Here is a 12,912-nt window from a genome sequence, read left to right as displayed (position 1 = left end):
CAGCCGCGCGGCGACCAAATTAACCTTTTATTTCCTATGCCTGTTTAGCATCGCTTAACCAGTGGCGGTCGCTACGTCCCAGCCCGAGGGAAAGGCTCCAGAAACCATGGCTTATAGGAAAAATCGTGAACACTGGAGGAACGAGCACTCCTTGCTGTCGCTCGTCGAGGCGGTGCGCGGCGAGGACGAAGCATCGCTGGTTTCGCTAGAGGACCGCGCAGGCCCGTCATGGCGCGAGGATGCCGCCACACGCCATCGTCTTGCCCGCTCGCGCCGCGAAGCGCGTGCCAGTCCGATCCTGTTGGCAGCCTCCGGCATAAGCCAGCCCGATCCTGATGAGCCAAAGGCCGGCACCATACTGATGGAAGAGGCTGCAGCTGCCGATGGGTTTTTCGGCCCCGCTGGCTCCCTTGGCGGCCCCGATGCCGGTTCCGCCGATCACGCAGCATACCGGCCAGCGCCGCCTCCCGCTCAGCCGGTCGAGGTCGCGCGTACCAAACGTCCTAGTCCGATCGGTGCCGTGTTGTCGGCGCTGAGCCGGCTCATGCCTGGCAGAGCGCCGGAGGAGATGGCGTCCGGTGAGACTTCCGCCGCGACAAATTCCACCGCAGCGATGCCACCTGCGTTCCACCCGCAGCCGCTCTATGCCGGTCGGGCACCTTATCAGCAGCAACCCACGCCGCCGCATTCGGCCCATACTCAGGCCTGGTCGAGGAAGGCAAATCAGGCCTCGGAAGCCGCCGATCAGCAAAGTCAGATCGAGGAAATCCGCGCCAGCCTGCGCGAATTCCGCGAGGTCGTTCGCGAGCTCACCGAAAACCGCGCGCGCCGCCGCTATTTCTGAGCGTCGAATAAAACATGCCGGTTTCGAGTTAACGGCATGGGACGGCGCATTGACGGGATTGCCCGGCTCGATTTTCGTGAAAATGCCGCGCTGCATGTCCGCCCGCAGCGCATGGTTCTGGGCAACGGCCTGCATAAAAGATATCTGGAGCGCGCCGCATGGATGTTTTAACGCGGCAGGCTTACGCGATAGGCGTCGAGGGTGGTTCATGGCTGAGTTGATTGACGGAAAAAGCGTCGCCGAAGACGTGGTGCGGCGGGTCAAGGCCCTGACCGCCGAACTGGCGGAAAAGGGCGGACGGCAGCCCGGTCTCGCCGTGGTCATCGTCGGCGAGGATCCGGCGAGCCAGGTCTATGTCGCCTCCAAATCCCGCACCGCCAAGGAATGCGGCTTCCATTCGGTTCAGCACACGCTGCTGGCCGAAACCTCCGAGCCGGACCTGTTGAAGATCATCGGCCAGCTCAACGCCGATCCGGCCATCAACGGCATCCTCGTGCAGCTTCCGCTTCCCGGCCATATCGATTCCGGCAAGATTATCCAGACCATCGCGCCGGAGAAGGATGTCGACGGCTTCCACTTCATCAATGTCGGCAGGCTCGGCACCGGCGAACTCGAGACCGCCTTCGTGCCTTGCACGCCGGCCGGCTCGATGCTGCTGATCGAACGCGTGCGCGGCAAGGACCTGTCCGGTCTCAATGCGGTCGTCGTCGGGCGTTCGAACATCGTCGGCAAACCGATGGCCAATCTTCTGCTTGCCGCCAACTGCACCGTCACCATCGCACACAGCCGGACCAGGGACCTGCCGGCGCTTGCCCGCACCGCCGATATTCTGGTCGCCGCCGTCGGCCGGTCTGAAATGGTCCGCGGCGACTGGGTCAAGCCTGGCGCCACCGTCATCGATGTCGGCATCAACCGCGTCGCCGCACCTGAAAAGGGCGAAGGCAAGACGCGCCTCGTCGGCGACGTCGCCTTTGCCGAAGCAGCGAAGGCGGCCGGCGCCATCACGCCGGTGCCTGGCGGCGTCGGACCGATGACCATTGCCATGCTGATGGCCAACACGCTAGCTTCCGCCTATCTCGCAGCCGGATTGAAACGGCCTTCCTTCTGACCAGAAAGCAGCGTCCTTGCCGAACCTCACTGTTCCCTTAGAACGGCCGGTCACCAATGATCCCGTTCAGGGCGGGCGGCAGTTCGGGTTTCTGTTGGTCGACAAGTTCTCCATGTTCTCGCTGGCCGCGGCAATCGACACGTTCCGGTCGGCGAACCGGCTGCTCGGCCGCGATTTCTATGGCTGGACTACGGTGTCGGCCGACGGCGACGCCGTCATGGCCTCCAACGGCCTGCCGCTCAAGATCGACTACGCGGTTGCCGATCTGCCGCCGGTCGATATCCTGTTCGTCTCGGTCGGGCTGACGACGGAATTTCCCGGCAAGAGCAAGGTGCTGGCAGCGCTGCGCAGTTGGGGCCGGCGCGGCAATGCGCTCGGCGCGCTTTCGGTCGGCTCCTATTTGCTTGCCGAAGCAGGCCAGCTCGATGGCTATCGCTGCACCATCCATTGGGAAAACCGCGCCGGCTTCCTCGAACGCTTTCCGGACATCAACTGCACCGGCAACGTCTTCGAGATCGACCGCAGGCGCTACACCTGCGCCGGCGGCACCACATCGATCGACCTGATGCTGGAGATCGTGCGCGGTGATTTCGGCTCGAGCCTCGCCAATGGCGTCGCCAACCAGTTCCAGCATGAGCGCATCCGCTCGGCCGGGGACCGCCAGCGCGTCGGCCCGGAACGCGACCTGACCGGCAAGTCGGAGAAGCTGCGCCGCATCGTCGAGCTGATGGCCGACCATCTCGACGAGCCGCTGTCGGCGGTGCAGCTCGCCAAGTCGGCGGGCCTGTCGGTGCGCCAGGTCGAGCGCCTGTTCCTGCGCCATCTCAGTGTGACGCCCGGGCGCTATTACATGCGGCTCAGGCTCGAGCGGGCGCGCGAATTGCTGCGCCAGACCAACATGCCGATCCTCGACGTGGCAATCGCCACCGGCTTCACCTCGCATTCCTATTTTGCCCAGAGCTACCGGCTGCAATTCGGCCGGCCGCCTTCCGAGGAACGCCGCACAACCTATTGAGGGTTTGACAGAGAGGTGACGCAGCTTCGTACTGCGTCCGGGCTTGTGTCGCGACCCGGCGTCAAATAGCTTTCCGGCGCCGAGCGGCGGCGACTGACGGGGGAGATTTTTGATGGCGGGATTTGTGCAGAGCGTCGCTGCGGCGGCCCTGTTGCTGTGGACGACGGGGTTCGGCTTCGCCGCCGATCGCGTCATCGTTATTCTCGATGCCTCCGGCTCGATGTGGGCGCAGATCGACGGCAAGCCCAAGCTCGAAATCGCCCGTCAATCGCTGCGGAACGTGCTGCAATCGGTCCCGGCCGAAGAGGAAATAGGCTTCATGGCCTATGGCCATCGCGAGAAGGCCAGTTGCGGCGACATCGAACTCATCGTGCCACCGCAGGAAGGCTCGGCAAGTGCGATCTCAGCCGCGGCCGACAGCTTGAAATTTCAGGGCAAGACGCCGCTGACCGCTGCGGTCAAGCAAGCGGCGGAAGCATTGAAATACACCGAGGACAAGGCGACGGTCGTTCTCATCACCGATGGCATCGAGACATGTAGCGGCGATCCCTGTGCGCTCGGTAAGGAACTGGAGGCTGCTGGCGTCGACTTCACCGTCAATGTCGTCGGCTTCGGCCTGACGGCGGCCGAGGGCAAGCAGGTCGGTTGCCTCGCCGACAATACCGGCGGCAAATATATCGAAGCGTCGGATGAAAAGGCATTGCAGGACGCCCTCGTCGAGACCGTTGCGCCTCCGCCACCCGCCCCTGAACCGACTCCCGCCCCGCAGCCTGCTCCCCAGCCGGCGCCCGCCCAGCCGGCGGAGTCCAATTTCGTGCCCACCGTCGTGCTTGCCGAGGGTGGCGATCCCGTCACCGACGGCAATGCCTGGGAGATCTACAAGGCGAATTCCGACGGCACGCGCGGCGATCCCGTCACCACCGAATATGGCACCTACAAGGGCAATCTGGAGCCGGGCGACTATATCGTCGTCGCGCGTGCCGGCGAGGCCAGGGCCGAACAGAAGATCAAGATAGAGCCTGGCCAGGTCGCCAAACCGCACTTCAACCTGAATGCCGGCACGCTGGTCATCCACCCGCGGCCAAGCGAAGGAGCGGACGTTGATGACGGCGCGGCTGTCGTAATCGGCTATCCCGGCGTCGACACCCCGCCGACCTACTACGGTGACACGAAAGTCGTGCTGCCGGCCGGTGACCAGAAGGTGACGGTCACGATCGGCCAGGGCATGGTTATCGAGACGATCCCGCTTGCCGCCGGCAGGGTCATCGACAAGGACATCATCGTCGGCGTCGGGCGTATCGTCGCCAACGCCTATTATGCTGCCGGCGGCGACAAGGCCGAGGGTTCTGGCGTCGGCTTCAAGGTGCTCCAGGCGAAAAAGAACATCGACGGAACCAGGCAGGAGGTGACCTATGCCTACGGTCCGGACAGCAAGTTCGATCTGCCGCCCGACGATTATGTAATGGTCGCGACGGTCGACCTTGCGGTGGCCGAGCAGCCGTTCAGCGTCAAGGTTGGCGACCATCAGGATCTGAAGATCGCGATGAACGCCGGCATGCTGACGATAACCGCGCCAGGGGCCTCGAAGATCGAGATATTCGAGGCCAGGAAGGCCATCGACGGAACCCGCAAGTCGGTCGGCTACGCCTACGACCAGAAGTATCAAGCCACCCTGTCGGCCGGCGACTACGCGGTGGTTTCGGAGAAATCGGACAACAGCTCGAGGGAAGGCACGGTAACGGTCAGGGCCGGCGCGCGAGCCGAGCTGACGGTTCAGTAGATCTAATGCATGTCGCGCAAAAGTGTGCAGCGGTTTTGCGATAACGACATGCATAAAAACAAGATCCTAAAAGCGCGTCGCGTGAGGCCGATCGAACGCCACGCGCTTTAGGAGAGCGGCCACCAGCCACTCTTCCATGGTCGAAAAGTCACGCCGTACCGAAGGCGCTGGCGCCATGGTCGGCGCGTCCCACCAACTGCCGGAATCCGGCGAAAAGCTCGCGGCCGAAGCCGAATTCATTGCCTATGAGGTCGCTGTCCGCGGGGCGGCGCAGTGCGAAATCGCCGGCTGGCACCAGTACCTCCAGCGTCCCGGCCTCGGCGTCGAGCCTGATGATATCGCCGTCATGGATCCTGGCGATAGGCCCGTCCTCCGCCGCTTCCGGCGTCACGTGGATCGCCGCTGGCACCTTGCCTGAAGCGCCCGACATGCGGCCGTCGGTGACCAACGCCACATGCTGGCCGCGGTCCTGCAGGATGCCGAGCACGGTGGTCAGCCTGTGCAATTCCGGCATGCCGTTGGCCTTCGGTCCCTGGAACCGAATGACGGCGATGAAGTCGCCGGTCAGCGACCCCGCCTTGAACGCCTCGTTCAGGCCTTGCTGGCTGTCGAACACCTTGGCCGGCGCCTCGATGACGCGCCGCTCCGGCTTGACCGCCGATGTCTTGATGACGGCGTGGCCGAGATTGCCCGAAAGCACTTTCAGACCGCCGCTCGGCTGGAACGCCTTCTTGAACGGCGCCAGCACCTTCTCGTCCCCGCTCTCGCGCGGCGAAGCCTCGCGCACGACGCCGCCGTCGGCGCCGAGCCTGGCCTCGACCGCGTAGGGGCGCAGCCCTTCGCCCCACACCGTCTGCACATCCTCGTGCAGGATGCCTGCGTCGAGCAGTTCGCGGATCAGGAAGCCGAGCCCGCCGGCGGCGTGGAAGTGGTTCACATCGGCAAGGCCGTTCGGATAGACCCGCGCCAGCAGCGGCACGGCTTCCGAGATGTCGGAAATATCCTGCCAGGTAATGGCGATGCCGGCCGCCGCTGCCATGGCGATCAGGTGGATGGTGTGGTTGGTCGAACCGCCGGTGGCGTGCAGGCCGACGATGCCGTTGACGATCGAGCGCTCGTCGATCATCCGCCCGACCGGCGTGTAGGCGTTGCCGAGCGCGGTGATCGCCAGCGCCCGCTTCGTCGCTTCCCTGGTCAGCGCATCGCGCAGCGGCGTACCCGGATTGACGAACGAGGCGCCAGGCGTGTGCAGGCCCATGATCTCCATCAGCATCTGGTTGGAATTGGCGGTACCGTAGAAAGTGCAGGTTCCCGGCCCGTGATAGGATTTTGATTCCGCTTCGAGCAGTTCGGCCCGCCCGGCCTTGCCCTCGGCATAGAGCTGGCGGATCTTGGCTTTTTCGTCGTTCGGAATGCCGGTCGTCATCGGCCCGGCCGGGATGAAGACCGCCGGCAGATGACCGAAGGTCAGCGCCGCGATCACCAGCCCGGGCACGATCTTGTCGCAGACGCCGAGATAGACGGCGGCATCGAACATGTTGTGCGACAGGCCGATTGCCGCGGCCATGGCGATCACGTCGCGCGAGAACAGCGACAGCTCCATTCCGGGCTGGCCCTGGGTGACGCCGTCGCACATCGCCGGCACGCCGCCGGCCACCTGGGCGATGCCGCCGGCCTCGCGCGCCGCGTCCTTGATCAGCGCTGGAAACGTCTCGAAAGGCTGATGTGCCGACAGCATGTCGTTATAGGAGGTGATAATGCCGAGATTCGGCACCCGGTCCCCGCCAAGCGCTACTTTTTCGGAAGGGCTGCAGACGGCAAAGCCATGGGCCAGGTTGCCGCAGGACAGCACGGCCCGGTTGGCGGTGCGGTTCGAGGCTTCGGCGATGCGGCCGAGATAGGCCTCGCGATCGGGCTTGGAGCGCTCACGGATGCGCTGGGTGATGACTTCGATATCGCGTCTTGCGGTCATGGCGGTCGGTCCTTTCAGGCGAGGTCCCGCAAACACCTTCCGGCTGTTGCCGGGACCTGCAGCCAAGTTGAGATCAGGGTGCCCAGAAAACCTCTACGGGCTTTTGAGTGGCATCGAGCACGGCGCGAATTGGCTTTCGTGTTCCAGTTCCAAGCGCGGCCTCGAATGCGCTGCGTTTTTCCGCGCCCTCGATATGCAGCGCGATGAAGGCGGCATTGATGATCCGCGCCAGTGACAGCGTCAGCCGTGGCTCGCCGGCGCTTGCCGCGTGAACCGGAAGCACGATCCTTTGCGACGACGGATCGAGCAATCTTGCCAGGTTGTCGGCATCCGGAAAGAACGAGGCGGTGTGGCCATCAGTTCCCATGCCGAGCACAACGACGTCGAGTGGCCAGGGCAGCACTTGCAGCGCCTCACTGTCGGAGACCGCTGCACCCTCGATCGTTGCCGCGGCGTGGTAGAGCGGCACGAAATTCGCGGCGGCGGCCGCGTTCTGTAGCAGGTTGGCGGCAACCAGGCCGGCATTGGAGCGCGGCGATGAGGGCGGCACGAAGCGCTCGTCGACCAATGTTATCGTCACCATTTCCCAGGCGATCGGAACGGTCGAAAGCGCCGCGAAGAATTTCGCCGGCGTCGTGCCGCCCGAGACCGCAAGCAGCGCCGTGCCGCGCTCGGCGATCGCCTTTGACAGACGGCCGGCGACGTGGCCGGCAAGCGCTGTCGCCAACTCCTGGCGTCCGGCAAATTCGTGCCAGTTGTAGGCGCCGCCTAATTGCTCTCGTGCCATGTCCGCCCGTCGCGTTCGATCAGCGCAATCGAGGCCGAGGGGCCCCATGTGCCGGCGGTGTAGCCTTGCGCCTCTTGCCTGCCGCTTTCCCAGGCGTCCTGGATCGGGTCGATCCATTTCCACGCCGCCTCGACCTCGTCGCGGCGCATGAACAGCGTCTGGTTGCCACGGATAACGTCCATGATCAGCCGCTCATAGGCATCGGGGGCGCGGCCGTCGAAGGATTGCGCAAAACTCATGTCGAGCGGAATCTGGCGCAGCCGCATGCCGCCCGGCCCCGGATCCTTGATCATGATGAACTGCTTGACGCCCTCGTCGGGCTGCAGCCTGATGACCAGCTGGTTGGCGGAGATCGGCCCGGCGCTCTCGCCGAAGATCGAATGCGGGATCGGCTTGAATTCGATGACGATCTCCGAAACGCGCGTCGCCAGCCGCTTGCCGGTCCGGAGATAGAACGGCACGCCCGCCCAGCGCCAGTTGCCGATCTCGGCTTTGAGCGCAACGAAAGTCTCGGTGTTGCTGTTCTTGCCGAGCTCCTCGACATAGCCTTTCACCGGCCCGCCGGCCGAGGCGCCGGCACGATATTGCCCGCGCACCGTGTGCTTCGGCGCTTCGTTGCCGTTGATGCGCTTCAGCGCCCGCAGCACCTTCAGCTTTTCGTCACGGACGGCATCGGCGTCCATCGACGACGGCGCCTCCATGGCGACGAGGCAGAGCAGTTGCAGCATGTGGTTCTGCACCATGTCGCGCAATGCGCCGGCCTTGTCGTAATAGGTGACGCGGTCTTCCAGGCCGACTGTCTCGGCCACGGTGATCTGCACATGATCGACATTGGCGGAATTCCAAAGCGGCTCGTAGAGCGCGTTGGCAAAGCGCAGCGCCATCAAATTCTGCACCGTCTCCTTGCCGAGATAGTGATCGATGCGGAAAATCTGGCTTTCATGGAAGTCGTCGCCGACCAGATCGTTGAGCGCGCGCGCCGAAGCTAGATCGCGGCCGATCGGCTTTTCCAGCACGATGCGCGAATTCGGCGTGATCAGCCCGTGCTCCTTCAGCTTGTGCGAGATGTCGCCGAACAGTGCCGGCGCCACCGCCAGATAGAAAGCGCGGATGTGTTCGCTGTCGCCGATCGCCTTCTTCAGCCTGTCGAAGCCGGCACCTGTGGTTGCATCTGCCGGGACATAGGAAAGCCGTGCGAGGAACGTCTTCAGTTCCGTGGCGTCGATATCTTCCGGCTTCACGTGGTCGGCAATCGCCTGCCTGGCGAAAGACTGGAACTCCTCGTCCGTCATCTTCGAACGCGATGTGCCGATGATGCGCGTCGGCTCGGAAAACTGGTGGTCGCGCTGGCGGTAGTATAGCGACGGCAGAAGCTTGCGTTCCGACAGATCGCCGGTGCCGCCGAAAATGATGAAGTCGAAAGGATCGACGGGGATGATCTGGCTGGTCATGGTCTGTCCGCTCTGACGCCGGTCGCGATAACGCGGCTGATATAATCTAATCGATTTAAACTTGCCAGTGCCATTGCGTCACATCCGCGTGTGCTCTTGACACCGGCGCTGGCCGGAGGCTTGTCGGCAAGCGATGCTTCCGGGAGCGTTCGCAGGTGCAGCATAGAGCGGGATCAAGGCGAAAGCCAAAGGAGAAATCGGCAATGGACACACATCTTTCGATGGCCATGGCCAAACGCGTTTTCGATCGTCTTCAACGATGAGTGAGAAAAGCATGCGCCTCAAAAACAAGGTCGCCATCATCACCGGCGCTGCCTCGGGTTTTGGCGAGGGCATGGCCAGTCGCTTTGCCGAGGAGGGCGCGCGCGTAGTCGTCGCCGATCTGAACGCCAAGGGCGCAGAGCGCGTTGCCGGCGAGATCGGCGAAAAGGCGATCTGGACCCAGACCGACGTCTCGCTGCGGTCCGAATTCGACGAGATGGTCCATGCTGCAATGAGCGCCTTCGGCCGCATCGACATCATGGTCAACAACGCCGGTTATACCCATCGCAACGGTGACATGCTGGAAGTCGACGAGGCGACCTTCGACCTGATCACGTCAGTCAACATGAAGGCGATCTACCACGCAGCGCTTGCCGTGGTACCGGTGATGGAGCGGCAAGGCGGTGGCGTCATCCTGACGACGGCCTCCACGGCCGGTATCAGACCGCGGCCCGGCCTCACCTGGTACAATGCATCGAAGGGCTGGGCGATCATCGCGACCAAATCGATGGCGGTGGAACTCGCGCCGAAGAATATCCGCGTCAACTGCCTCTGCCCAGTTGCCGGCGAGACCGGCATGCTCGCGAAATTCATGGGCGCCGACACACCCGAGATCCGCGAGAAGTTCCGCGCGTCGATCCCGCTCGGCCGGCTTTCGACGCCGCTCGACATAGCCAATGCCGCGCTTTGGCTCGCTTCGGACGAGGCGGCTTTCATCACCGGCGTGGCGCTGGAAGTCGACGGCGGGCGTTGTATTTGAACGGTTCGGTTATCCGGCGGAGGACCGGCTGATGGCGAGCGACCCGCAATCGCTCTGCCGGCCCTACGCCCCGCTTTTGACGTAGCTCTTGTAGACCCAGCCGCGCTTGCCGTTGTAGACGATCTGGCACCATTGCTTGCAGCTCATCACTTGCACCGATGTCTTGGCCGGCACGGTGAGAATGGCGGCCGCATTCTTTTTTGGGCCGGTGCGCATGGTGACGGATCTCAGGATGCGTCCGGTACCGGCAGTATTGGCTTTTCCGGATTTTGCCTTGGTGCTGTTGTCGTCTTCGCTCGCGGTCTGCGTCGGCAGTTGCGGCTTGGGCGTGGGGATGGCGGCGGTCTGCGCGCCATCGGGCCCGCTGTTTTTCGTTGAGCTGCCGGGAGCCGCGACCTTGGCAAACAATGCCGCAGCGTCGGGTTTTGCTGCCGGGTCGGCGAATGCCACCGAAGCAGACGATTTATCGGTCGCCTGCTCGGTCTGGCTTGCCAGCTGGTCGGATGCTGCCGTGGCGGCGGCCGATGCCGTCTTTGGCCCCGTCCAGCGCGGATCGTTGGGAGCCAGCGCTGGTATCTCGGCTTCCGCTGCGGCCACCGCTGGGGAAACCGCATCTGCCTTGCCCGTCGTCCGCGGCGCCGCAGCAAGCTTGGCAGGCATGATCTTCGTCGTCTTGACCGGGATGGTCGGAACGATCTGCTCAGGACTTGCGGCCGCTTGTCGCTCATTTGCCGGCAATGCCAGCCACAGTGCCACCGCGGCAACGCCGAGCAGTGCGGCCGTGCCAAGCGCGGCTATCACCAGATGCGCGTTCGACCGGACCCCGTGCCAGAACGTCGGCCGCATATCGTAACCGAATTGCATCGCAAGGCGCCGTCGTTCCGGCGCGCCGAAACTGAAGGGCTCTCTCACACTTGCCACCTCCATTTGCGGGCCGATGTTCTTACGACCCATGCCGGAGAGCCGGCATTTCGATCGGCATCGGTCCCAAACCAAAAGCGGGCAGGCCCGCAAAAATTCCCCGTTCAGCTGCCCACGAGCATCATCTTTCGCCCGCGATTGTGGCATCACTGCGCCCTTGGCTGGAATTCTGCGCCCTGGTTAAGGATTCTGCAACGTCTGGTTAAATCCTGTCCCGCAACGCGTACCAGTTGAGCGCAAGAAAGAGCAGTGGCGCGCGCAAACGCCGGCCGCCGGGGAAGGGTGGAATTTTCAGGTCCTCGATCAGCTTCAGCCGGTCGCGGTTGCCGGCGACCGTCTCGGCATAAAGCTTGCCGAAAAAGTTCGACAGCATGACGCCGTGGCCGGAATAACCGCCGATCGAGGTCACATTGGGCATCACTTCGCGCACGAACGGCTTTCTCGGCACGGTGATGCCGACATAGCCGCCCCAGCCATGCGTGATCTCAACGTCCTTCAGTGCCGGATAGATTTCGGCGATCTGCCGGCGGATGTGGATGTGGATGTCCTTGGGATCATTGACCGCATAGATCTCGCGCCCGCCAAACAGCAGCCGCCCATCCTTCGATTTGCGGAAATAGCGCACGACGAAGCGCGAATCGTCGACCGCCTCGCCACCCGGCAACACTTTGGAATCAGCTCCCAGCGGTACCGTCGCGCCGATGAACGAGCCGATCGGCATGATATGCGCGGCACTCACCGGTTCGAGCGTGCCGCCATAGGCATTGACCCCGATAAGGCATTTAGCGGCGGCGATCGTGCCCTTCGGCGTCACAACCCTCACCTTGCCGCCACTGGAGGTGATGCCGGTTGATGACGTCTGCTCGAATAGCTTTGCGCCGGCCTCTGCCGCCACCTTTGCGGTGCCGATGACCAGTTTCAGCGGATGGATGTGGCCGGTGCCGGTGTCGCGCGTGCCGCCGAAATAATGCGTCGAGCCCAGCCGCTCGGCTGTCTCCGCGGCATCCATGAATGAGATGTGCGGATAGCCGAAACGGCTCGCCATGATCTCGGCATGCGCCTTGTAGTCGTCGACATAGCGCTTCTTGTGCGCCACCGACATCTGGCCGGGCATATAGTCGATCTCGATCTGGTGCATCGCGGCAAAGTCGAGCAGATGCGCCTTGGCCTCTTCGGCCAGGTCGAACAGCGCCTTGGCGCGGGAAAAGCCGTATTCCGCTTCCAGTTCCTCTGCCCAGGCCCGTTGTCCGGTGCCGAGCTGGCCACCATTGCGGCCCGATGCGCCGTCACCGAAACGATGCGTTTCGATAAGCACGACATCCGCGCCTGTCTCGGCGAGATGAGCCGCCGCCGACAGACCGGTAAAGCCGCCGCCGACAATCACCACATCGCATGTCCGGTCGCCGTCGAGCGCCGGATATTCGGGCCTTGGCCCGGCCGTGTCTTCGTACCAGGAGCGGCCGGGGGAGATTGGGGATTGGTAGGTCATGATGCTCGGCTGGGCAGTAGGGCAGTAGGGCAGTAGGGCAGTAGGGCAGTAGGGGAGTAGGGGAGTAGGGGAGTAGGGGAGCTAGTCGGGTGACAGTTTGCGGATCAGGAGGCGAAGAAGCTTCCCAACGCTTTCGGTACTCGCCAACAATGAAGCCGCCGTCGCCTTCGGCGCGATGCCGGTACGCTCGGCGATCAGAAGCTGAGTTTCCAGTTCCTTCAATGATCCTTGAGCGATACGGAGAAATTGTTGATAGGAACCTCGGATCTCTCTGCCATATCCCTCCGCAATGTTCGATGGCACCGAGCTTGCAGCGCGCCGCACTTGGCTGGTCAGCCCATAAAGTTCTTCCTTGGGCCATGATTTCGTCGCGCCGTAAACGGCCACAGCAAGGTCCATTGCCTGCTGCCAGACTATCAAATCCTTGTAGGAACCCGTTTTCTCAGCCATTCGTCCCTACTCCCCTACTCCCCTACTCCCCTACTCCCCTACTCCCCTACTCCCCTACTCCCCTACTCCCCTAC

12 protein-coding genes are annotated in these 12,912 nt (G+C 63.4%); 6 read left to right on the top strand and 6 right to left on the bottom strand.

All coding sequences use genetic code 11. The annotated features are described in order from the left end of the window. Positions 1-106: 106 nt before the first annotated feature. From NKI18_RS00060 to NKI18_RS00040, 5 genes are all read left to right on the top strand, one after another. Positions 107-844: a hypothetical protein gene (locus tag NKI18_RS00060; RefSeq protein ID WP_353018559.1), complete on the top strand. Its 738-nt coding sequence runs from the start codon at positions 107-109 to the stop codon at positions 842-844. A 36-nt stretch (positions 845-880) separates the two neighbouring features. Next, positions 881-1,015 (top strand): hypothetical protein, encoded by a 135-nt coding sequence (locus NKI18_RS00055; RefSeq protein ID WP_023677431.1) that lies wholly within the window; start codon positions 881-883, stop codon positions 1,013-1,015. Between the two features lie 37 nt (positions 1,016-1,052). Then, positions 1,053-1,952: a bifunctional methylenetetrahydrofolate dehydrogenase/methenyltetrahydrofolate cyclohydrolase FolD gene (gene folD / locus NKI18_RS00050; protein ID WP_352622385.1), complete on the top strand. Its 900-nt coding sequence runs from the start codon at positions 1,053-1,055 to the stop codon at positions 1,950-1,952. A 16-nt stretch (positions 1,953-1,968) separates the two neighbouring features. Then, positions 1,969-2,967, top strand: coding sequence for a GlxA family transcriptional regulator (locus NKI18_RS00045; RefSeq protein WP_352541752.1), 999 nt, complete (start codon positions 1,969-1,971; stop codon positions 2,965-2,967). A gap of 112 nt (positions 2,968-3,079) precedes the next feature. After that, complete coding sequence (locus NKI18_RS00040) at positions 3,080-4,747, top strand: vWA domain-containing protein (protein ID WP_352622383.1); 1,668 nt, start codon at positions 3,080-3,082, stop codon at positions 4,745-4,747. A 148-nt stretch (positions 4,748-4,895) separates the two neighbouring features. Here the strand turns inward: NKI18_RS00040 and edd are convergent, their stop codons facing one another. From edd to zwf, 3 genes are all read right to left on the bottom strand, one after another. Next, positions 4,896-6,719, bottom strand: a complete 1,824-nt coding sequence (gene edd, locus NKI18_RS00035) for a phosphogluconate dehydratase (protein ID WP_352622381.1) — start codon at positions 6,717-6,719, stop codon at positions 4,896-4,898. A gap of 73 nt (positions 6,720-6,792) precedes the next feature. Then, on the bottom strand, positions 6,793-7,506 hold the full coding sequence (pgl, locus tag NKI18_RS00030) for a 6-phosphogluconolactonase (RefSeq protein WP_352622379.1): 714 nt from the start codon (positions 7,504-7,506) through the stop codon (positions 6,793-6,795). Beyond that, positions 7,488-8,957 (bottom strand): glucose-6-phosphate dehydrogenase, encoded by a 1,470-nt coding sequence (zwf, locus tag NKI18_RS00025; RefSeq protein WP_352622377.1) that lies wholly within the window; start codon positions 8,955-8,957, stop codon positions 7,488-7,490. Before zwf ends, pgl begins: the two co-directional genes overlap by 19 nt. 274 nt (positions 8,958-9,231) lie before the next feature. Here zwf and NKI18_RS00020 point away from each other — a divergent pair, with 274 nt between their 5' ends. Then, the gene (locus NKI18_RS00020; RefSeq protein WP_352622376.1) at positions 9,232-9,978 is read left to right on the top strand and encodes an SDR family oxidoreductase; all 747 of its coding nucleotides are present in this window, start codon (positions 9,232-9,234) and stop codon (positions 9,976-9,978) included. A gap of 63 nt (positions 9,979-10,041) precedes the next feature. Here the strand turns inward: NKI18_RS00020 and NKI18_RS00015 are convergent, their stop codons facing one another. The 3 genes from NKI18_RS00015 to NKI18_RS00005 all read right to left on the bottom strand — a co-directional run bounded on the left by NKI18_RS00015 (position 10,042) and on the right by NKI18_RS00005 (position 12,838). Continuing rightward, positions 10,042-10,842, bottom strand: a complete 801-nt coding sequence (locus NKI18_RS00015) for an SH3 domain-containing protein (protein WP_352622374.1) — start codon at positions 10,840-10,842, stop codon at positions 10,042-10,044. Between the two features lie 259 nt (positions 10,843-11,101). Continuing rightward, entirely contained in the window at positions 11,102-12,388 is a 1,287-nt protein-coding gene (locus NKI18_RS00010) for an NAD(P)/FAD-dependent oxidoreductase (protein WP_352622372.1), read from the bottom strand. An 81-nt stretch (positions 12,389-12,469) separates the two neighbouring features. Further along, positions 12,470-12,838, bottom strand: coding sequence for a four helix bundle protein (locus NKI18_RS00005; RefSeq protein ID WP_352457075.1), 369 nt, complete (start codon positions 12,836-12,838; stop codon positions 12,470-12,472). Between the last annotated feature and the right edge of the window lie 74 nt (positions 12,839-12,912).

The sequence above is a fragment of the Mesorhizobium sp. M0800 genome (assembly GCF_040320095.1).
GTDB lineage: Bacteria > Pseudomonadota > Alphaproteobacteria > Rhizobiales > Rhizobiaceae > Mesorhizobium.
This window is presented reverse-complemented; position numbering and strand designations above follow the sequence as displayed.

Bases quoted from the DNA above. Each gene is read 5' to 3' on its own strand.
- NKI18_RS00060 (WP_353018559.1), top strand. From the start codon at position 107: ATGGCTTATAGGAAAAATCGTGAACACTGGAGGAACGAGCACTCCTTG.
- NKI18_RS00055 (WP_023677431.1), top strand. From the start codon at position 881: ATGGGACGGCGCATTGACGGGATTGCCCGGCTCGATTTTCGTGAAAAT.
- folD (WP_352622385.1), top strand. From the start codon at position 1,053: ATGGCTGAGTTGATTGACGGAAAAAGCGTCGCCGAAGACGTGGTGCGG.
- NKI18_RS00040 (WP_352622383.1), top strand. From the start codon at position 3,080: ATGGCGGGATTTGTGCAGAGCGTCGCTGCGGCGGCCCTGTTGCTGTGG.
- edd (WP_352622381.1), bottom strand. From the start codon at position 6,719: ATGACCGCAAGACGCGATATCGAAGTCATCACCCAGCGCATCCGTGAG.
- pgl (WP_352622379.1), bottom strand. From the start codon at position 7,506: ATGGCACGAGAGCAATTAGGCGGCGCCTACAACTGGCACGAATTTGCC.
- zwf (WP_352622377.1), bottom strand. From the start codon at position 8,957: ATGACCAGCCAGATCATCCCCGTCGATCCTTTCGACTTCATCATTTTC.
- NKI18_RS00020 (WP_352622376.1), top strand. From the start codon at position 9,232: ATGCGCCTCAAAAACAAGGTCGCCATCATCACCGGCGCTGCCTCGGGT.
- NKI18_RS00015 (WP_352622374.1), bottom strand. From the start codon at position 10,842: ATGCAATTCGGTTACGATATGCGGCCGACGTTCTGGCACGGGGTCCGG.
- NKI18_RS00010 (WP_352622372.1), bottom strand. From the start codon at position 12,388: ATGACCTACCAATCCCCAATCTCCCCCGGCCGCTCCTGGTACGAAGAC.
- NKI18_RS00005 (WP_352457075.1), bottom strand. From the start codon at position 12,838: ATGGCTGAGAAAACGGGTTCCTACAAGGATTTGATAGTCTGGCAGCAG.